The following is a 16,935-nucleotide window of genomic DNA, read 5'->3' on the forward strand; positions in this document are numbered from 1 at the left end:
CATGGCCATCCCCCGCCGCCCCGCCCCCGCCCTGCTCGCCGTCCTCGCCCTCGCGCTCACCGGCTGCGGCGCGCACGTGGCCCCCGACACCAAGAACACCGCTCACCGCCCCTCGGCCCACTACCCCGTCACGATCGACAACTGCGGTACCCCCACCACCTATTCCCGCCCGCCCCGACGCGTCGTCACCAACGACGTCGGCATCACCGAGATCATGTTCGCGCTCGGCCTGGAGGACCGGATGGCCGGTTACGTCATGCCCGATGACAAGGACAACATCGACGCCGTCCCCTGGAAAGCCGCGTACGACAAGGTCCCCTGGCTCTCCAAGAAGGCCCTCACCAGGGAAATGGCCCTCGACGCCAAGGCCGACCTGGTCTTCGCGGGCTGGAACTACGGCTTCGGCGAGGACAACGGCCTCACCCCCGCCTCCCTCAAGAAACTCGGCATCGGCAGCTACGTCCTGACCGAGTCCTGCCACCACGGCAGGGACGGTGCCGCCCGCGGCGTGATGCCGCCCCTGGAGGCGCTGTACACGGACCTGAGGAACCTCGGAAAGCTCTTCGACGTGGAGGACCGCGCCGACGCCTTGGTCGAGCGGTACAAGAAGCAGGTCGCCGAGGCCGCCGCCAAGGCGCCCGCCCCCTCCCGCCGCCCCTCCGTCTTCCTCTACGACGACGGCCGCGACAAGCCGCTGACCTCGGGCAAATACGCCGGCCCGCACGACATCATCACCAAGGCCGGCGGCGACCACATCATGAAGGACCTCAAGGACTCCTGGACGACCGTCGGCTGGGAAACCGTCGTCGCCCGCAACCCCGACGTCATCGTGATCAACAACTACGGCGACACCTCCGCCGCCCGGAAGAAGGCCTTCCTGAAGTCGTACGGGCCGCTCGCCAACGTCTCCGCCGTCAAGCACGACCGGATCTACGTGATGGACTACGCCGACCTCGTCGAAAGCCCCCGCAACCCCGGCGCGATCAGCAATCTGGCCCGTTATCTGCGCGGCGTGCGGGCAGGCGGCTGACTCGGCACGTACGCCCCGCCGTCCGCCCTCCTACACTGGGCATGTGGTGACCACCGACTGGCAGAGCGACCTCCGCAGGCGCGGGTACCGCCTGACCCCACAGCGCCAGCTCGTCCTGGAGGCCGTGGACAGGCTGGAGCACGCCACCCCCGACGACATCCTCACCGAGGTGCGCAAGACGGCGGGCAGCGTGAACATCTCCACGGTCTACCGGACCCTGGAGCTGCTGGAGGAACTCGGGCTGGTCAGCCACGCGCACCTCGGACACGGCTCGCCGACGTACCACCTGGCCGACCGGCACCACCACATCCACCTGGTGTGCCGGGACTGCACGGACGTCATCGAGGCGGACCTGTCGGTGGCCGAGCCCCTCACGACCCAACTGCGGGGGCAGTTCGGCTTCGAGACCGATATGAAGCACTTCGCGATCTTCGGGCGGTGTGCGGCGTGCACGGAGAAGGCCGCTCGGAGCGACGGGTGAGCGCGCCGTAGGCTGGCTTCCATGAAGAGCCCTCTGCTGTCGCTGCCCGGTGCCGTCCCCGCCGAGGCCCCCGACGAAGGCGTCGCCGCGCACTACGGCGATCTCTTCCGGGAGCAACGCGCCCTCGCCGACGGCTCCGGCTTCGTGGATCTCTCCCACCGCGGCGTGATCACCGTCACCGGCCCCGAGCGGCTGAGCTGGCTGCATCTGCTGCTCACCCAGCACGTCAGCGAGCTGCCGCCCGGCCGGGCCACCGAGGCGCTGGTCCTGTCCGCGCACGGCCACATCGAGCACGCCCTGTATCTCGTCGACGACGGCGGGACGACCTGGCTGCACACCGAGCCCGGCAACCAGGAAGCGCTGATCGCCTACCTGGAAAGCATGAAGTTCTTCTACCGGGTCGAGGTCGCCGACCGCACGGCGGAGATCGCCGTGGTCCACCTGCCGGCCGGTTCCATCTCGGAGGTGCCCGAGAGCGCCGTCGTACGCGAGACCCCGCACGGCCGCGATCTCTTCCTGCCCCGCGCCGAGCTGGAGTCCTTCGCGGCGTCGCACGGCCCGGCCGTCGGCATCCTCGCCCTCGAAGCGCTGCGCGTCGAGGCGCACCGGCCGCGCCTGGGCCTGGAGACCGACCACCGCACCATCCCGCACGAGCTGGGCTGGATCGGCACCGCCGTGCACCTCCAGAAGGGCTGCTACCGCGGCCAGGAGACCGTCGCCCGCGTCCACAACCTGGGCAAGCCGCCGCGCCGCCTGGTCTTCCTCCACCTGGACGGCAGCGAGGTCCACCTCCCCCCGCACGGCGCCCCCGTACGCCTGGCCGCCGACGGCGAGGAGGGCCGCCAGCTCGGCTTCGTCACCACCTCGGCCCGTCACCACGAGCTCGGCCCGATCGCCCTCGCCCTGGTCAAGCGCAACGTCCCGGTGGACGCGGAGCTGATGGCCGGGGGGACGGCGGCGGCTCAGGAGGTCGTGGTCGAGCCGTAGCGGTGCGCGGCCGGGGTCAGACCTCGACCAGCACCGTGAACGGCCCGTCGTTCGTCAGGGACACCTTCATGTCCGCGCCGAAGCGGCCGGTCTCCACCCGGGCGCCCAGGGCGCGGAGTTGGGCGACGACCTCGTCGACGAGGGGCTCGGCGACCGGGCCGGGGGCGGCGGCGTTCCAGGTGGGGCGGCGACCCTTGCGGGCGTCACCGTAGAGAGTGAACTGGCTGATCACCAGGAGCGGCGCCCCGTTGTCCGAACAGGACTTCTCGCCCTGAAGGATCCGTACCGACCACAGCTTGCGGGCGAGCTGTGCCGCCTTCTCGCGGGTGTCCTCGTGGGTGACTCCCACCAGCACGCAGAGCCCTTCCCCGACGATCTCCCCGACCGTCTCGCCCGCCACCTCGACGCGTGCGCCGTCCACCCTCTGTACCACTGCTCGCATACGCGCCATCATGCCCCGAGGTTCTCGGCGTTCGGACGGCCGTACCCCTACAGGGGCCGTTCGGGTGCCCTCGCCCTGCACACGGACCGCCCAGAGTGGCACGATGCGTGCACGTGGTGCGTTTCATGGACAACATGCCCAGGATGCCGCACCGGACAAGGGGACGGAACGATCCATGACCACTGCCGGCTCCGGGCAGACACCCGGTCCCGTACCAGCCGCCCGTACGACACCGACCGCGCCCGTGCCGTCGACCGCCCGTACGAGACCGACCGCCCCGGAGACGCCTCTCCCTCCGACGCCCCCCACCGCCCTGACGACCACGGCAACGGCTCGCATCGAGCCCGCCCGCACCGAGGATGGCCCCATGCCCCAGGCAGGCCAGGCGCAGCACCCCCGCCCGCCGCAGCAGCGAGACCGCTTCCGCCCCGTCGCCACGCCCGACCTGTCCGGCCTGGGCCTGCCCGAGCTGCGGGTGGTGCGGCGGGACTCGCAGCAGGAGGAGGCCGACCTGAGCTATCTGCGGCGGCTGCTGCAGGGCCGGATCGACATCCTGCGGGCGGAGATCGCCCACCGCACCACGCCGCATTCGCCGTTGCTGGACCGCCTTCCCGAGATCCTCACGGACGTCCCGTCGCGGCACCGCTCCTCGGCCCGGCATGTGACGCTGGGCACGCCGCACAGCGAGGAGTACCGGCAGCTGGCCGAGGAGATGCTCGGCGAGGTGGAGCTGTCGGACCTGGGCGCGCGGACGGACGAGGAGCTGCATGCGGCGATGGCGCGGCTGATCCGCTACGAGCGCCAGATCTCGCGGCGCCGCCAGTCGCTGCAACGGACGGCCGACGATTGCAGCGGGGAGATTGCCCGCAGGTACCGTGAAGGAGAAGCACAAGTCGACGACCTGCTGTCCTGACCAGGCCACAAGCCTCCAGGCGCGGGTCCACCCGATCCCTCCGGAAGGCCGCCGATGACCTCGCCCAGCCCGATGTCCGCACCGATATCCACCCCGATATCCGCACCGGTATCTGCGCAGTCCTCGGACGCCGCCGTCTCCCCCGTCCTCGCCGAGGTGGTCCGCTCCGGCTTCGTCGAGGGCCGCCACCGCGGTTCCCTGGTGGTCCTGGCCGCCGACGGCGCCGTGGAGTGGTCGCTCGGCGATATCGCCGCCCCCGTCTTCCCCCGCTCGTCCAACAAGCCGATGCAGGCCGCCGCCGTGCTGCGGGCCGGCCTGGAGCTCTCGGACGAGCGGCTGGCGCTGAGCGCCGCGAGCCATTCCGGTGAGCCCTTCCACCTCGACCTCGTCCGCACCATGCTCGCCGAGCACGGCCTGACCGCCGCGCAGCTGCAGACGCCGCCCGACCTGCCCCTGGACCCGGCGGAGGCGGAGGCCTACCTGGCCGCGGGCAACGTCCGCGACCCGCTCGCCATGAACTGCTCCGGCAAGCACACCGCCATGCTGGCCGCCAGCGCCCTCAACGGCTGGCCGCTCGATTCCTACCTGGACCAGGACCACCCGCTCCAGCAGCTGGTCCTGGCGGGCGTACGGGAGGCCAGCGGCGAGGACGTCGCCCACATCGGCACGGACGGCTGCGGCGCCCCCCTGATGTCCCTGTCGCTGACCGGCCTGGCCCGCTCCTTCCGCCACTTCGTCCTGGCCGAGCCCGGCACCCCGGAGCGCCGGGTCGCGGACGCGATGCGCGCCCACCCCGAATACGTCGCCGGCACCCGTCGCCCTGACACCTGGCTGATGCGGGCCCTGCCCGGCACCCTGTCCAAGATGGGCGCCGAGGCGGTCCAGGCGCTGGCCCTGCCCGACGGCCGGGCCCTGGCCTTCAAGATCGACGATGGTGCGACCCGGACCCTGGGCCCCGTGCTGGCCCGCGTCCTGCGCCAGATGGGCATCGACGACCCGGTGCTGGCACAGATCGAGGACGTACCGCTGCTGGGTGGCGGGACCCGTGTGGGCGAGATCCGCGCGGCGTTCTGACGCCGGTCCGAGGTCCCGGGGCCTCCTCGCGGGCGGCGCTCGCGGCCTCGGCGTCCGCCTCCGGGCCGATGCCGGGGCCGAAAGCGAAAAAACGTGCGACGCACCCGCCCACCCGTGACTAGCGTGCCGCCATGAGTCTAGAAATCCGTACGGTCGGCGACGACGACCTCCACGGCTGGATCGTGGCCGCAGCAACGGGCTTTCTGCGCCCGCCGACGGCCACCGACGAGGACGTCGCCTTCCGGAAGGCGGACTACGACCCCGAGCGGACCTGGGGCGCGTATGACGGCGGTCGCTGCGTGGCCACCTTCCGCAGTTTCCCGCAGGAGCTGACGGTGGTGGGCGGCGCCGTCGTCCCCGCCGATGCCGTCTCCGCCGTGACCGTCCTGCCCACCCACCGCCGCCGCGGCCTGCTGAGCCGGATCATGGCGAACGACCTGCGGGCCGCCAAGGAACGCGGCGACGTCGTGGCCAGCCTGATCGCCGCCGAGTACCCGATCTACGGGCGGTTCGGTTTCGGCCCGGCGACGTGGACCACCAGCTGGCGCATCGATACGGCCCGCGCCGCGCTCGACCCGCGGCACGCCGCCCCGGAGAGCGGCGGCCGGATCGACTTCGTCACCCCGGAGGAGGTCCGCGAGTTCGGGCCCGGCCTCCATGACCGCTTCCGCGTCCACGTGCCGGGCACGGTCTCCCGCAGTGAGCAGTGGTGGCAGCGCGCCACCGGGGCCGTACGGCTGACCGGCGACACCGCGGAGGAGCGGCACTTCGCCGTCTACCGTTCCCCCGCCGGCGAGATCGAGGGCCTGGCCGAATACGCCTACGCGGCGCGCTGGGAGGCCAAGCGGCCGGACAACGCCGCGCAGGTGCACCGTCTGATCGCGACCTCGCCCGCCGCCGAGCGGGCCCTGTGGCACTTCCTGTGCTCGATCGACTGGGTGCAGCACGTCCACACCGGCCTCCGCGCGCCCGACGATCTGCTGCCGGACTTCCTGGGCGACCCGCGGGCGGCGGCCGTCGACGAGCACTCCGACTACCTGTGGCTGCGCCCCCTGGACGTGCCCCGCCTCCTGGAGGCCCGTACGTACCCGGTGGCCGGCAGCCTCGTCCTGGAGGTCGAGGACCGCGCCGGGCTGGCCGGCGGCCGCTTCCTCCTAGACGCGGCCCCGGAGGGCGCCCGCTGCACACCGACCACCCGCTCCGCCGAACTCACCTTGGACGTGGGCGAGTTGGGCGCGCTCTGTCTGGGCGACGCGGCGGCCGCCCGGCTGGCGGCCCTGGGCCGGGTCCGGGAGGAACGGCCCGGCGCGCTCGCCACCGCCGACACGCTGCTGCACACGCCGCGTCGGCCGTGGTGTCCGGACATATTCTGACCGGGAGTTTCCGGCCGGCCCGACGGCGCCGCGCGATCCCCGCCGAAACGGCGGCCGCGACCGCTGCCCCGCACCCCCGGCCTGCATAAGGTGGCGAGGACAGACCACAGTCCACGCGCGCCCCGGTGCACCTCCGATGCACCGGGGCACCACCCACCACAGCAGGAGGCCGGCGACCATGAGCGACGCGAATTCCGAGCCGCAAGGGCCCGAGGCGATCGAGCACGCGCACGACCCCGAGGTGCTGCAGCTCGCGGCCAAGGTGTTCGACCTGGCGCGGCACGGTGACACCGACACCGTCGCCGCGTACGTGGACGCGGGTGTGCCCGCCAACCTGACGAACGACAAGGGCGATTCCCTCGTGATGCTCGCCGCCTACCACGGCCACGCGGACACCGTGGAGGCCCTGCTGCGGCGCGGCGGCGACGCCGACCGCGCCAACGACCGGGGCCAGACGCCGCTCGCCGGGGCGGTCTTCAAGGGCGAGGACGAGGTCATCAAAATCCTGGTCGCACACGGCGCGGACCCGGCCGCGGGCACGCCGTCGGCGATCGACACCGCGCGCATGTTCGAGAAGACGGAGCTGCTGAAGCTCTTCGGCGAGGAGTGACGGAGCGGTACGACGGAACGCCTTGACCTCAACATTGCTTGAGGTCTTAGCGTCGGGGCCCTGACGGCAACACCGCCGTGCGCGCGCTCTCCCAGCCGCGCGCTCCCGCCACGAAGGGCCCCGCATGTCCGCGCAGCACTCCCCGTCCGAGCACCGCTACACCCTCGCCGTGATCGTCGGCAGCACCCGGGAGGGCCGGTTCGCGCCCGTCGTCGCGAACTGGTTCACCCGGCACGCCGAGACCCACCCCCACATCGACATCGACGTCATCGATCTGGACGTCATCCGTCCGTACGAACTCCGCGGCGGCACCGAGGCGTTTGCGTCGTTCGCCAAGCGGGTCGACCAGGCGGACGCGTTCGTCGTGATCACCCCGGAGTACAACCACTCCTTCCCGGCCCCGCTCAAGCACGCCATCGACCTGCTGCACCCGCAGTGGCAGGCCAAGCCGGTGGGCTTCGTCTCGTACGGCGGGGTCTCGGGCGGCCTGCGCGCCGTTGAGCAACTCCGGCTGGTCTTCGCCGAGTTGCACGCCACCACGGTGCGCGAGACGGTCAGCTTCCCGCTCGCCGGCAAGCCCTTCGACGACGAGGGCGAGCTGCGCGATCCCGCCCCGGTGGCGAGGGCCGCCGACGCCCTGCTCGGGCAGCTGACCTGGTGGGCAGTGGCCCTCCGGGAGGCCCGGCTGGCGCGGCCGTACGGCGCCTAGCCTCTCCCCTACTCGCCTTCCGGGCCGACCGTCCGGTCGACGAGCTCGGAGATCAGCCCGTCCGTCTCCTCGGCCGGCACCACGCCCGGCAGCGTGAGCTGCTCCAGCATCAGCCCGGTCATCGCCAGATAGATCAGCGTCACGGCCGTACGGTCACCCGGCAGCCCGCCCTCCAGATGGAAGCGGATGTCCTCGTCCAGCGTCTCGCGGATGACCCGGGTCAGCTCCGCCCGCAGCTCGGGCCGCCGGGTGGCCTCCAGGCGCAGCTCCAGCATCGCCAGATAGCCCGTACGGTTCTCCGTCACCCGGCGGTTGATCCAGCGCATCAGCTCGGCCACCAGCGCCCGGCTCGGCGGCGCCGCCATCACCTTGGCGACCTCGTCCGGGTCGGGGGCGATGCGCTGGTGGATCTGGCCGGTGACCTGGGCCAGCAGATCGTCGCGGCTGGAGAAGTAGTTGGACGCGGTCCCGTTCGGCACCGCCGCGGCCGCGTCAACGGCCCGGAAGGTCAGCCCGCGGGCGCCGTCCCGCGCCAGCACCTCGATCGCGGCGTCCACCAGGGCCGTACGCCGCTCCGGATTACGCACCATTGCACTTTCTCCCTCCTCGAGCCCGCACCCGGAAACCGTGCGGTCCGGAATCCACCGGACCCCGGACCCTCTGGATCCCGAAAGAACTGGATCTCGAAACCTCTTGCAACCACTACGGTCAGAGTACTATAACTGCATCACTACAACTGGAGTGGTTGATGGCCGTGGGTTCTGCGCGCTCACCCCGCGCCGCGCGACCGCTCGTCACGGCACCAACGCGAGGAGACCCGTATGCGATTCACCAAGATCGGCACCGCCCTGCTCACCGACGACGTCGCCGCCAGCACCCGCTTCTACGCCGACCACTTCGGCTTCCGGCCGCTCGCCGAGCTCGGCTGGTACGCCAGCCTCCAGCACCCCCAACACCCCGACTACGCCCTCGACTTCGTGCAGCGCGGCCACGAGGCGATGCCCGAAGGGTTCCGCGCCCAGGAGACCGGCGGCGTACTCCTCGGCTTCCTGGTGGAGGACGCGGCGGCGGAGGAGGCCGCCCTGCGCGAGAAGGGCGTCCCCATAGCCGAACCGCTTCGCGACGAGCCCTGGGGGCAGCGCCGCTTCAACGTCTGGGGCCCCGAGGGCACCCTGATCGAGGTGCTCCAGGACATCGACCCGGATCCGGAATGGATGGCGGCACAGGGGCTGTGACGCCCGCCCCCCGCCCGACGGACAACTGCCCGGCGGATAATTTCCCCTCGACCGGAACGATGGCAGGGGGCATGGCGCATGAGCGCACGCAAGGGTCCGTACGAATGCGGTCTGGACGCCGCCGTGGATGTGATCGGCGGCAAGTGGAAGGTGCTGCTGCTGTGGGCCCTGGCCGAGCGCCCGCGGCGGTTCGGTGAACTGCGCCGGGAGCTGCCGAAGATCAGCGAGAAGGTGCTGGCCCAGCAGCTCCGCGAACTCGAGGCCGACGGCATCGTGCACCGCGAGGTCTACGACCAGGTCCCGCCGAAGGTCGAGTACACCCTCACCGACCTGGGCGCCTCCCTCAACGAGGCGTTGGCCCCGCTCGGCGCCTGGGGCCGCGCCCACATGACGCATCTGGAGGCCACCTTCCCCCAGCGTCACCCGGCGGGGACCTGACCGCTCCCGCCGGCCCCCCGCTCCCGTGCGGCATGCGACGCCCGAGCGGCCCGCAACGCCCGGTCGAAGCCGTGCTGGGTGGCGTCGCACCACCGCAGGAGATCCGCCAGCAGTTCCTGGAGGTTCTCACCGGGGGTGCGACGCCAGCCGGCCTCGGACAGCCCGTAGTGCTCCAACGCCCGGTTGGCGCGCGCGAGTCCGTCGTCGGTCTCCGTCATGGCGCCCCGCCCTTTCGCTCGTTCCGGCCCGCCGCGCGCGTCGCGGCGGGCGTTTCAATGCAAGCGCATCGGAACGAGAGGGGGCAACCGGAATTCCGCGACCGGGCCCGCCGCCGGGCCCCCGTCACCGGGTCCATCACCGGGGTCGCCACCAGGTCCGCCACCAGGTCCGCTACCAGGTCACTTCCCCCGCGACCTGGCGCGTGGTCGCGTTGAGGCGGTTGAAGAGGTTGGTCACGCCGATCCACAGAATCAGGGCGGACAGCTGCCGCTCGTCGTAGTGGTCGGCCGCGTCGTCCCAGATCGCGTCCGGCACCGGGTCGGGCCGGTCGGCCAGCCGGGTGGCGGCCTCGGCGAGCGCCAGTGCGGCCCGTTCGGCGTCGGTGAAGTACGGCGCTTCCCGCCAGGCGGCCACCGCGTGCAGCCGCTCATCGGTCTCGCCCGCCTTCTTGGCGCTGCGGGTGCCCAGGTCGACGCAGAAGCTGCAGCCGTTGATCTGGCTGGCGCGCAGATGCACCAGCTCCAGCGTCGCCTCCGGCACGCCGCCCTGCTTGGCGGCCTCGAGCACGGCCAGGATCGGCTTCAGGGCGTCGGGAAGGACCGCGACCGGGTTCTGCATACGTGCCGTCATCGTTTCTCTCCTCTGGATTCCGTCAGCACTACCTGCTCTCACTGCACTGACGGACCCCGAGGAAGGAATGTGACCGGCGGCGGCCGGAATTTTCACCCGCTACGCCCCACACCCTCCGCCACGCCCTCGGCCGGCCGTTCCTGAAGAGCCCAGCCGTTGCCGTCCGGATCCCTGAAGTAGACGAACGAGTTCCACGGCTCGCCCGGCCCCTCCGCCATCGCCCCGTTCTCCACGTGCTGTACAGGACCGGCCGCCACCCCCCGCCGGACCAATTGCGCGCGGGCCGCCGCGATATCGGAGACGACGAGCTGCAGCCCCTGCACCGACCCCGGCTCCGCCGCCGCGACGCCCGCACCAGCGGCGATGACGATGGAGCAGCCCGACCCCGGCGGCGTGAGCTGCACAACGCGCACGTCCTCGCCGACGCGGGTGTCGTGGTCGACGACGAATCCCATCTGCTCGCTGTAGAAGCGCTTCGCCCGGTCGATGTCGGACACCGGAACCGGCACCAGTTCGAGCTTCCATGCCATGCCCATCACGCGTCGTCCTTCCGTCGAGGCGACGGACAAAAGTGTAGGTAAAGGGCAGGCGGCGCGCTTGCGCTCACATTCGTCGGACACAACGCTTGACGGAGTGAGTACTCACTCCGCACTATGAATGACATGACGCAACGAACGTCAGGAACCACGGAAACGGAGTCCGCCGGCCCGGCCGAGCCCCGCCGCCGCGCCCCCGGCATGAGCATCGACCAGCGCCGGGTGATGATCGTGACGGCCGCCCTGCCGCTCGTGGTGGAGTACGGAGCGGCCGTCACCACCAGCCAGATCGCACGCGCCGCCGGAATCGGGGAGGCCACGATCTTCCGGGCGTTCAAGGACAAGGACGAGGTGCTGGACGCCTGCGTCGCGGAGGCGGTCGGCGCGGACCATGTGCTGCGCGAGCTCGCCTCCATCGACCTCGCCGAGCCCCTCGAGATACGGCTGACCGAGGCGGCCGAGGCGCTGCATGCCCATCTGGAGCGGGTGGGCGCCGTCGTCGGCTCGTTGCACTCCTCCGGTCACCGCCGCGGGCGGGAAGCCGGCGGCCCCGCCCGCCCGGCCGACCGCCCGGCGCCGGACAGCCGGGCGCGGTCCTTCGCCGCCCTGCGCAACGGCGTCATCGCCCTGATAGAGCCCGACCGGGAAGCCCTGCGCCTGCCGCCCGAGAAGGTGGCCTCCGCCTTCCTCGCCCTGCTCTTCACGCGGATGCAGACCCCGACCGCGGATCCCGACGCCCCGCTGACGCCGGAAGAGCTCATCGCCGTACTGCTGCGCGGCACCCTCAACGACCCGGGGACCGCTCGATGACCGTCAGCCTGAATCACACCATCGTCCCGGCCGTCGACCACCGCGCGGCCGCCCGGTACTTCGCGACGGTCATGGGGCTCGAGGAGCTCCCGCCGGCCGGCCGCACGGGGCACTTCGCCCCGGTCCGCGTGAACGCGGAACTCACCCTCGATTTCATGAGCGTGCCGGACCCCGAAGGCCATCACCTGGCCTTCGACGTCGACCCCGAGACATTCGACGCGATCCTCGCCCGCATCCGGACGGCGGGCATCCCGTACGGCAACGACCCCGCCTCGCCGGACAACGGGCGGACCGACCACCCGCTGTGCGCCCGCGGCCTCTTCTTCGCCGACGACTCCCGCAACCTCTACGAGATCATGTCCCCGGCGTAACCGCGCCCGAGGGCGCGGCGGGCCGTCGGCGTCAGGGCTCAGCGGCCCACGAATCCCATGCTCGCCTCGTCGTACCGCGTGCCGGCGATCTGGCCGGCCGGGGCCGCGGCGTCGATCGCGGCGAGGTCCTCGGGGGAAAGCTCCACGGCCAGCGCGCCGAGGTTCTCCTCCAGGTACTTCTCACGGCGGGTGCCCGGGATCGGCACCACATCGTCCCCGCGGTACTGCACCCAGGCCAGCGCGAGCTGCCCGGCGGTGACCCCCTTCGCGGCGGCCAGCTCGTTCAACTTGTCCACGATGGCCAGGTTCTGCGCCAGGTTGCCGTCGGCGAAGCGCGGCTGGGAACGACGTACGTCGGACTCCTGCAGCCCCTCCACCGAGGTGTATCGCCCGGTCAGAAAGCCCCGGCCGAGCGGCGAGAACGGCACCAGGCCGATGCCGAGCTCCCGGCACACCGGCGCGATCTCCTGCTCCAGATCGCGGGTCCACAGCGACCACTCGCTCTGCAGCGCGGCGATCGGATGCACCGCGTGCGCCCGCCGGATGGTCGCCGCGCCCGCCTCGGAGAGCCCGAGGTGGCGCACCTTGCCGGCCGCGACGAGTTCGGCCATCGCGCCGACGGTCTCCTCGATCGGCACATCGGGGTCGACCCGGTGCTGGTAGTAGAGGTCGATGTGGTCGACGCCGAGACGGCGCAGCGAGGCGTCGCAGGCCTGCCGTACGTACGCGGCGTCACCCCGGATCGCGGTCGGCTCGCCGAGCCGGTTGGCGAAGCCGAACTTGGTCGCCAGCACCACCTCGTCCCGCCGCCCGGCGACGGCCCGCCCGATCAACTCCTCGTTGTGCCCCGCACCGTAGAAATCGGAGGTGTCCAGCAGATTGACGCCGAGGTCGAGCGCCCTGTTGATGGTGGCGATCGACTGCGCGTCGTCCGAGTCCCCGTAACCGTGGCTCATCCCCATGCACCCGAGCCCCTGCCCGAAAACCGCCAGCTCACCAAGGTGACGTGTGGAATTGTCCGTCATGCTGCTGCCTCCTGGCGCCGTACCGCGGATGGATCCGGGCGGTCCCCGTGATCACGTCCCAGACGCTACGAGCTGGAGCGCACTCGAAGTCAACACGTCACGGTCCAAGTCGTGGTCCACGGCGCGAAGTCCACAGCGCCCCGCCCTTCCCGTCACGTCGACCACACCGGCCACTAAGGGCTTGGGCGTGCTCGGCGCGGCCGGCTACGCAGGCGTCCAGGCCTCCCCCGGCGCCGCGCCGCCCGGCGTCGGGTACTCTTGCCGTCCCCAGCAGGGCCCGACCGAGGAGGTGAGACCGATTCCCCGCCAGAACAGGCAGGTGCTCCCGTCTCACGCCGTACGGTCCGCCGGACTCAGGTGACCGTCCGACGTATATGAGCCGGGAGCGCCCATCGGCGCCCCGAAAGGCTCACCGGCTCCTATGTCGTACCACCAGCGTTCGTTCCCCGGCCCGTTCCCCGTCCCGTTTTCCGGCTCGCTCACCGGCGTCCCGACCCGCGCATCGACCGCCCCCGCAACCGGCCCATCGGTTGCCGCCTCAACTCCCCCACCGGCAGCCCCGCCCGCCCCCGCACGCCCCGCCGTCATAGCCAGGCTCCGCGCCGCCGGCTGCGTCTTCGCCGAGGACGAGGCCGAGTTGCTCCTCTCCGCGGCACGCACCCCGGCCGAACTCGTGGCCATGGTGCAACGACGGGTCCTCGGCCTGCCCCTGGAACACATCGTCGGCTGGGCGGAGTTCCACGGCCTGCGAGTGGCGGTGGACCCCGGGGTCTTCGTGCCCCGCCGCCGCACCGAATTCCTCGTCGGCCGGGCCGTCACCCTCGGCCGCCGGGCGGCCCGCCCCGGACCGGACCGCGCGGTCGTCGTCGATCTGTGCTGCGGCTCCGGCGCGGTGGGCGCCGCGCTGGGTGCGGCCCTGGGCGAGGTCGAGCTGTACGCGTCCGACATCGAGCCCGCGGCGGTGCGCTGCGCCCGCCGCAATATCGGCGCCGCCGGCGGCGAGGTGTACGAGGGCGACCTCTTCGCCCCGCTGCCCGCCGATCTTCGGGGCCGTATCGACATCCTGGTGGCCAACGTCCCGTACGTGCCGTCCGAGGAGGTCGGCCTGCTCCCCAGCGAGGCCCGCGAGCACGAGCCGCTGGTGGCTCTCGACGGCGGGGCGGACGGGCTCGACGTGCTGCGCCGGGTGACCGCCGAGGCTCCCCAGTGGCTGGCGCCCGGCGGCCATCTGCTTGTCGAGACCAGCGAGCGCCAGGCCGAACGGGCCGTCGAGACCGTCGCCCGCAGCGGCCTGGTCCCCCAAGTGGCCGTGTCCGACGAGTTCTACGCCACGGTGATCATCGGGACGAGACCCACCGGCGACGACGAGGCCCACCGGGAATAAACACCCCGGTCCCGGCCCCCTGTGGGGCTACCGTGGCGCCATGCCTTCGCCAAGCATGAGCTACGAACGCCACTGCGCCGAAATCGTCGCGCAGACCGCTCTGTTGAGGTCCCACCTCAAGGGCGCGGACCTGACGGCACCGGTTTCCGGCTGCCCCGACTGGACCCTCGGCCAGCTGCTGCGGCACCTCGGCGGCGCGCACCGCTGGGCCGAGACGGTCGTACGGACCCGGGCCACGCAGCTCGTGCCCGACGACCAGGTCAACGACGTCTCGGGGTTCCATGACGAGGACCCGGCGGCCCTCGGCGCCTGGCTGGCCGAGGGCGCCGGGCAGCTGGCGGACGCCCTGCGCGCCGCCGGGCCGGATGCCGCGGTGTGGACCGTGGTGCCCGGGGGCACGCCGGTGTTCTGGGCGCGCCGGATGACGCACGAGACGGTCGTCCACCGGGCCGATGTGGCGTTCGCCGTCGGCGCGGAGTTCGGCGTCGACGAGGCGGTGGCCGTCGACGCCCTCGACGAGTGGATGGCCTTCGGCGCGCTCCCCCAGGTCCTGGAGGCCACCTCCAAGATCCGCGACCTGCTCGGCCGCCCCTCCAGCACCCTCCACTTCCACGCCACCGACGCCTCGTCCCAGGCCACCGCGGAATGGCTGATCGACCTCACCGGCGACGCCCCCACCTGGCGCCGCGCCCACGAAAAGGCCACCGTCGCGGTCCGCGGACCGCTCGCCGACCTGCTGCTCCTCGTCTACGGCCGGCGCCGCCCGCACGGCGACGGCATCGAGATCCTGGGCGATGCGCGGCTGCTGGACGTCTGGCTGGACGGGGTGAGCTTCTGGCTCAAGGAGTGAGCGCGGGCGGGCCGTACAGAGGCAGTGCGCGCGGAAGGGCCGTACGGACGGGGTCAGTGCCAGGTGTGGCCGGGATCAGCGCCATGTGTAGTTGTCGTCCGTGACGGCCTCCAGAGCCGCGTCGGCAACAGTGGCGCGCGCCGACGGCAGCGCGGCGAGCGCCCGCCCAACGGGAGGGTAGACCGGCAGCTCGCCCGTCCTGCGGTAGTCGATCCACTCGATCGCGCCCACGTCCCGGGACCCGTCCGGCCGCTCGTCGACCTCCTCGGTGGCCAGGTCCGCGCGGACGTCCTCCCCGATGTGCAGCCGATGGATCAGGTGCAGCTTCCGCGGCGCCGGAGCCGCCCCGGGCCGGTACACCATCTGATCGACCGCCCACAGCAGCTCGCCGCCCTCCGCCCGGTCGACGTCGAGGGAAAGCTCCTCCGCCAATTCCCGGCGGAGCGCGCCCGGCAGGCTCTCGCCGTACTCGACGTTGCCACCGGGGACGCTGTAGAGGACCCCGGCGGGCCGGTCGCGCCGGATGAGGGCGACCTCGTCGCCGCAGAACACCAGCGCGGCGGTACGGATCATGATGCGGGAGAAGGGCAGGGCCGAGCCGGCGGCGTCCGGGGTAACCGTCATGCCGCCATGATGGCGCAGGCGTTTCCGGCGTACCGGGGAATGCTCGACCCCGCGGCGGCCCCTATGCCGCCTTACCGAATCAACGCCTCGACCCCGCGGCGGCCCCTATGCCGCCTTACCGAATCAACGCCTTGCCGAATCACGCCTTGCCGAATCAGCATCTTACAGAATCAATGCCTGACCGAATCGCTGCCTTACTGGATCGCCGCCTTACTGAACCGCTGTCTTGACAGGTCCTAAATACTCAAACAAATGGCCGCGCCGATAGCGCCGAGCCCCAGTGCGAGGCCGGCCTCGCGCCAACCTCCCTTGCCCCAGCGGAACGGGCGGTCCAGGGCGAGTCGGCCGGGGCCGATGGCGGCGATGGCGAGGGCGACCACCGCGATGCTGATGTTGTATTCCATGCCGCCGGCGGTCGACCACAGGCCGTGTGCCGCGGTGACGGTCACCATGGCGTTGATCATGACGCCGATTACGGCGGCGGCCGCCAGCGGGGTGAGCAGTCCCAGCGCCAGGCCGAGGCCGCCGAGGAATTCGGACGCGCCGCCGATCACGGCGTAGACGTTTCCGGGGCGGTAGCCCAGCGCGGCAAATCCCTTTCCGGTTTCCGACAGGCCGCCGCCGCCGAACCATCCGAAGAGTTTCTGGGCGCCGTGTCCCGCCATGATCAGGCCGAAGGTGATTCTGAGAAAAAACAGACCGCAGTCGCCGGCGGACACCGACGACCGCGCCGGGGCGTCGGTCGAGGGCGTGGGTGAGGCCCGCAGTCGCTCAACGATGTTCTTCATCGGGAGCTCTCTTCTGCGCCGGGGTCCCCGGGCGGAGCCGACCGGCCGCTCAAGGAACCGGCAGATCGGTTGTGCAGTCACGCGGCGTTGCCCCTCAAACATGCGAGGTGCGGAGGGGGCCACCACACTGGGGGGACGGCCAGGGCGCAGTGGGGGCAGGAAATCACCCGGGTGATCAGCCGGGGCAACGCCACACGCCACCGCTCTCACGCCGGTCCGAATTCTCGGGTCGGACCGGTCGGGCCGCCGGTCTTTCTCGCTATGAGGTGTGTCGGCTTGGGGTGCTCGATCGTCGTTCCTCTCCCTTCAGCCTCTCACGCTCGCCCCGCGGCGCGGAGGGAGTACGTGGGCCGGTCGCCCGCCGTCCGCACACACCCTCCGTAGACATTGTCTACTCACCCTGGTA

At 71.8% G+C, this 16,935-nt stretch carries 22 protein-coding genes; 14 read left to right on the forward strand and 8 right to left on the reverse strand.

Features of this window, described 5'->3' with window-relative positions:
- The first annotated feature begins 1 nt into the window (after position 1).
- From ACIGWZ_RS14700 to ACIGWZ_RS14710, 3 genes are read left to right on the forward strand one after another with little or no spacing between them, the layout of a single operon-like run.
- Positions 2–1,030 (forward strand): ABC transporter substrate-binding protein, encoded by a 1,029-nt coding sequence (locus ACIGWZ_RS14700; RefSeq protein ID WP_400064310.1) that lies wholly within the window; start codon positions 2–4, stop codon positions 1,028–1,030.
- A 43-nt stretch (positions 1,031–1,073) separates the two neighbouring features.
- Positions 1,074–1,511, forward strand: coding sequence for a Fur family transcriptional regulator (locus ACIGWZ_RS14705; RefSeq protein ID WP_400064312.1), 438 nt, complete (start codon positions 1,074–1,076; stop codon positions 1,509–1,511).
- 21 nt (positions 1,512–1,532) lie between these two features.
- Positions 1,533–2,498: a YgfZ/GcvT domain-containing protein gene (locus tag ACIGWZ_RS14710; RefSeq protein WP_400064314.1), complete on the forward strand. Its 966-nt coding sequence runs from the start codon at positions 1,533–1,535 to the stop codon at positions 2,496–2,498.
- A gap of 16 nt (positions 2,499–2,514) precedes the next feature.
- Here ACIGWZ_RS14710 and dtd read toward each other — a convergent pair whose 3' ends face one another.
- Positions 2,515–2,940: a D-aminoacyl-tRNA deacylase gene (dtd, locus tag ACIGWZ_RS14715; RefSeq protein WP_046926656.1), complete on the reverse strand. Its 426-nt coding sequence runs from the start codon at positions 2,938–2,940 to the stop codon at positions 2,515–2,517.
- Between the two features lie 367 nt (positions 2,941–3,307).
- On the opposite strand from dtd, the gene ACIGWZ_RS14720 reads away from it, so the two are divergent.
- From ACIGWZ_RS14720 to ACIGWZ_RS14740, 5 genes are all read left to right on the forward strand, one after another.
- Positions 3,308–3,853 (forward strand): ABC transporter substrate-binding protein, encoded by a 546-nt coding sequence (locus ACIGWZ_RS14720; protein ID WP_400064316.1) that lies wholly within the window; start codon positions 3,308–3,310, stop codon positions 3,851–3,853.
- A 54-nt stretch (positions 3,854–3,907) separates the two neighbouring features.
- Complete coding sequence (locus ACIGWZ_RS14725; protein ID WP_400064318.1) at positions 3,908–4,927, forward strand: asparaginase; 1,020 nt, start codon at positions 3,908–3,910, stop codon at positions 4,925–4,927.
- A gap of 131 nt (positions 4,928–5,058) precedes the next feature.
- Positions 5,059–6,300, forward strand: a complete 1,242-nt coding sequence (locus ACIGWZ_RS14730) for a GNAT family N-acetyltransferase (RefSeq protein ID WP_400064320.1) — start codon at positions 5,059–5,061, stop codon at positions 6,298–6,300.
- A gap of 178 nt (positions 6,301–6,478) precedes the next feature.
- Entirely contained in the window at positions 6,479–6,910 is a 432-nt protein-coding gene (locus tag ACIGWZ_RS14735; RefSeq protein ID WP_400064322.1) for an ankyrin repeat domain-containing protein, read from the forward strand.
- Between the two features lie 124 nt (positions 6,911–7,034).
- Positions 7,035–7,619 (forward strand): NADPH-dependent FMN reductase, encoded by a 585-nt coding sequence (locus ACIGWZ_RS14740; RefSeq protein WP_400064324.1) that lies wholly within the window; start codon positions 7,035–7,037, stop codon positions 7,617–7,619.
- Positions 7,620–7,627: 8 nt separating this feature from the next.
- On the opposite strand, the gene ACIGWZ_RS14745 is transcribed toward ACIGWZ_RS14740, so the two are convergent.
- On the reverse strand, positions 7,628–8,209 hold the full coding sequence (locus tag ACIGWZ_RS14745) for a TetR/AcrR family transcriptional regulator (RefSeq protein ID WP_400064326.1): 582 nt from the start codon (positions 8,207–8,209) through the stop codon (positions 7,628–7,630).
- Positions 8,210–8,440: 231 nt separating this feature from the next.
- Between ACIGWZ_RS14745 and ACIGWZ_RS14750 the strand changes: the two genes are divergently transcribed.
- Together ACIGWZ_RS14750 and ACIGWZ_RS14755 are read left to right on the forward strand one after the other, a co-directional pair.
- On the forward strand, positions 8,441–8,854 hold the full coding sequence (locus tag ACIGWZ_RS14750; protein ID WP_400064328.1) for a VOC family protein: 414 nt from the start codon (positions 8,441–8,443) through the stop codon (positions 8,852–8,854).
- 78 nt (positions 8,855–8,932) lie between these two features.
- Entirely contained in the window at positions 8,933–9,292 is a 360-nt protein-coding gene (locus ACIGWZ_RS14755) for a winged helix-turn-helix transcriptional regulator (RefSeq protein WP_400064330.1), read from the forward strand.
- On the opposite strand, the gene ACIGWZ_RS14760 is transcribed toward ACIGWZ_RS14755, so the two are convergent.
- The 3 genes from ACIGWZ_RS14760 to ACIGWZ_RS14770 form a co-directional block, all read right to left on the reverse strand.
- The gene (locus ACIGWZ_RS14760; RefSeq protein WP_400064332.1) at positions 9,274–9,510 is read right to left on the reverse strand and encodes a hypothetical protein; all 237 of its coding nucleotides are present in this window, start codon (positions 9,508–9,510) and stop codon (positions 9,274–9,276) included. The genes ACIGWZ_RS14755 and ACIGWZ_RS14760 overlap by 19 nt on opposite strands.
- Positions 9,511–9,682: 172 nt before the next feature.
- Positions 9,683–10,141 carry a carboxymuconolactone decarboxylase family protein gene (locus ACIGWZ_RS14765; RefSeq protein WP_400064334.1) on the reverse strand — a complete coding sequence of 153 codons (459 nt, stop codon included), beginning with the start codon at positions 10,139–10,141 and terminating at the stop codon, positions 9,683–9,685.
- Positions 10,142–10,233: 92 nt separating this feature from the next.
- Complete coding sequence (locus ACIGWZ_RS14770) at positions 10,234–10,671, reverse strand: VOC family protein (RefSeq protein ID WP_400064471.1); 438 nt, start codon at positions 10,669–10,671, stop codon at positions 10,234–10,236.
- 231 nt (positions 10,672–10,902) lie between these two features.
- Here ACIGWZ_RS14770 and ACIGWZ_RS14775 point away from each other — a divergent pair, with 231 nt between their 5' ends.
- The gene (locus tag ACIGWZ_RS14775; protein ID WP_400064473.1) at positions 10,903–11,487 is read left to right on the forward strand and encodes a TetR/AcrR family transcriptional regulator; all 585 of its coding nucleotides are present in this window, start codon (positions 10,903–10,905) and stop codon (positions 11,485–11,487) included.
- A complete protein-coding gene (locus ACIGWZ_RS14780) occupies positions 11,484–11,858 on the forward strand; it encodes a VOC family protein (RefSeq protein WP_400064336.1) in 375 nt (124 codons plus the stop codon). Before ACIGWZ_RS14775 ends, ACIGWZ_RS14780 begins: the two co-directional genes overlap by 4 nt.
- Before the next feature lie 38 nt (positions 11,859–11,896).
- Here ACIGWZ_RS14780 and ACIGWZ_RS14785 read toward each other — a convergent pair whose 3' ends face one another.
- The gene (locus ACIGWZ_RS14785) at positions 11,897–12,883 is read right to left on the reverse strand and encodes an aldo/keto reductase (RefSeq protein ID WP_400064338.1); all 987 of its coding nucleotides are present in this window, start codon (positions 12,881–12,883) and stop codon (positions 11,897–11,899) included.
- Positions 12,884–13,304: 421 nt separating this feature from the next.
- On the opposite strand from ACIGWZ_RS14785, the gene ACIGWZ_RS14790 reads away from it, so the two are divergent.
- Together ACIGWZ_RS14790 and ACIGWZ_RS14795 are read left to right on the forward strand one after the other, a co-directional pair.
- On the forward strand, positions 13,305–14,267 hold the full coding sequence (locus ACIGWZ_RS14790) for a putative protein N(5)-glutamine methyltransferase (RefSeq protein WP_400064339.1): 963 nt from the start codon (positions 13,305–13,307) through the stop codon (positions 14,265–14,267).
- A 40-nt stretch (positions 14,268–14,307) separates the two neighbouring features.
- Positions 14,308–15,117 carry a maleylpyruvate isomerase family mycothiol-dependent enzyme gene (locus ACIGWZ_RS14795; RefSeq protein WP_400064341.1) on the forward strand — a complete coding sequence of 270 codons (810 nt, stop codon included), beginning with the start codon at positions 14,308–14,310 and terminating at the stop codon, positions 15,115–15,117.
- A gap of 75 nt (positions 15,118–15,192) precedes the next feature.
- Here ACIGWZ_RS14795 and ACIGWZ_RS14800 read toward each other — a convergent pair whose 3' ends face one another.
- Together ACIGWZ_RS14800 and ACIGWZ_RS14805 are read right to left on the reverse strand one after the other, a co-directional pair.
- On the reverse strand, positions 15,193–15,741 hold the full coding sequence (locus ACIGWZ_RS14800) for an NUDIX domain-containing protein (RefSeq protein WP_400064342.1): 549 nt from the start codon (positions 15,739–15,741) through the stop codon (positions 15,193–15,195).
- Between the two features lie 236 nt (positions 15,742–15,977).
- A complete protein-coding gene (locus ACIGWZ_RS14805) occupies positions 15,978–16,529 on the reverse strand; it encodes a DoxX family protein (RefSeq protein WP_400064344.1) in 552 nt (183 codons plus the stop codon).
- Between the last annotated feature and the right edge of the window lie 406 nt (positions 16,530–16,935).

It is taken from the genome of Streptomyces sp. NPDC053427, assembly GCF_044544985.1.
Classification (GTDB): domain Bacteria; phylum Actinomycetota; class Actinomycetes; order Streptomycetales; family Streptomycetaceae; genus Streptomyces.

What these genes read in the sequence shown, in the direction of transcription:
- ACIGWZ_RS14710 (WP_400064314.1), top strand. Translation starts at nt 1,533, where the DNA reads ATGAAGAGCCCTCTGCTGTCGCTGCCCGGTGCCGTCCCCGCCGAGGCC.
- ACIGWZ_RS14745 (WP_400064326.1), bottom strand. Translation starts at nt 8,209, where the DNA reads ATGGTGCGTAATCCGGAGCGGCGTACGGCCCTGGTGGACGCCGCGATC.
- ACIGWZ_RS14725 (WP_400064318.1), top strand. Translation starts at nt 3,908, where the DNA reads ATGACCTCGCCCAGCCCGATGTCCGCACCGATATCCACCCCGATATCC.
- ACIGWZ_RS14800 (WP_400064342.1), bottom strand. Translation starts at nt 15,741, where the DNA reads ATGACGGTTACCCCGGACGCCGCCGGCTCGGCCCTGCCCTTCTCCCGC.
- ACIGWZ_RS14795 (WP_400064341.1), top strand. Translation starts at nt 14,308, where the DNA reads ATGCCTTCGCCAAGCATGAGCTACGAACGCCACTGCGCCGAAATCGTC.
- ACIGWZ_RS14770 (WP_400064471.1), bottom strand. Translation starts at nt 10,671, where the DNA reads ATGGCATGGAAGCTCGAACTGGTGCCGGTTCCGGTGTCCGACATCGAC.
- ACIGWZ_RS14740 (WP_400064324.1), top strand. Translation starts at nt 7,035, where the DNA reads ATGTCCGCGCAGCACTCCCCGTCCGAGCACCGCTACACCCTCGCCGTG.
- ACIGWZ_RS14755 (WP_400064330.1), top strand. Translation starts at nt 8,933, where the DNA reads ATGAGCGCACGCAAGGGTCCGTACGAATGCGGTCTGGACGCCGCCGTG.
- ACIGWZ_RS14780 (WP_400064336.1), top strand. Translation starts at nt 11,484, where the DNA reads ATGACCGTCAGCCTGAATCACACCATCGTCCCGGCCGTCGACCACCGC.
- ACIGWZ_RS14720 (WP_400064316.1), top strand. Translation starts at nt 3,308, where the DNA reads ATGCCCCAGGCAGGCCAGGCGCAGCACCCCCGCCCGCCGCAGCAGCGA.
- ACIGWZ_RS14750 (WP_400064328.1), top strand. Translation starts at nt 8,441, where the DNA reads ATGCGATTCACCAAGATCGGCACCGCCCTGCTCACCGACGACGTCGCC.
- ACIGWZ_RS14735 (WP_400064322.1), top strand. Translation starts at nt 6,479, where the DNA reads ATGAGCGACGCGAATTCCGAGCCGCAAGGGCCCGAGGCGATCGAGCAC.
- ACIGWZ_RS14700 (WP_400064310.1), top strand. Translation starts at nt 2, where the DNA reads ATGGCCATCCCCCGCCGCCCCGCCCCCGCCCTGCTCGCCGTCCTCGCC.
- dtd (WP_046926656.1), bottom strand. Translation starts at nt 2,940, where the DNA reads ATGCGAGCAGTGGTACAGAGGGTGGACGGCGCACGCGTCGAGGTGGCG.
- ACIGWZ_RS14730 (WP_400064320.1), top strand. Translation starts at nt 5,059, where the DNA reads ATGAGTCTAGAAATCCGTACGGTCGGCGACGACGACCTCCACGGCTGG.
- ACIGWZ_RS14785 (WP_400064338.1), bottom strand. Translation starts at nt 12,883, where the DNA reads ATGACGGACAATTCCACACGTCACCTTGGTGAGCTGGCGGTTTTCGGG.
- ACIGWZ_RS14775 (WP_400064473.1), top strand. Translation starts at nt 10,903, where the DNA reads ATGATCGTGACGGCCGCCCTGCCGCTCGTGGTGGAGTACGGAGCGGCC.
- ACIGWZ_RS14765 (WP_400064334.1), bottom strand. Translation starts at nt 10,141, where the DNA reads ATGACGGCACGTATGCAGAACCCGGTCGCGGTCCTTCCCGACGCCCTG.
- ACIGWZ_RS14760 (WP_400064332.1), bottom strand. Translation starts at nt 9,510, where the DNA reads ATGACGGAGACCGACGACGGACTCGCGCGCGCCAACCGGGCGTTGGAG.
- ACIGWZ_RS14790 (WP_400064339.1), top strand. Translation starts at nt 13,305, where the DNA reads ATGTCGTACCACCAGCGTTCGTTCCCCGGCCCGTTCCCCGTCCCGTTT.
- ACIGWZ_RS14805 (WP_400064344.1), bottom strand. Translation starts at nt 16,529, where the DNA reads ATGAAGAACATCGTTGAGCGACTGCGGGCCTCACCCACGCCCTCGACC.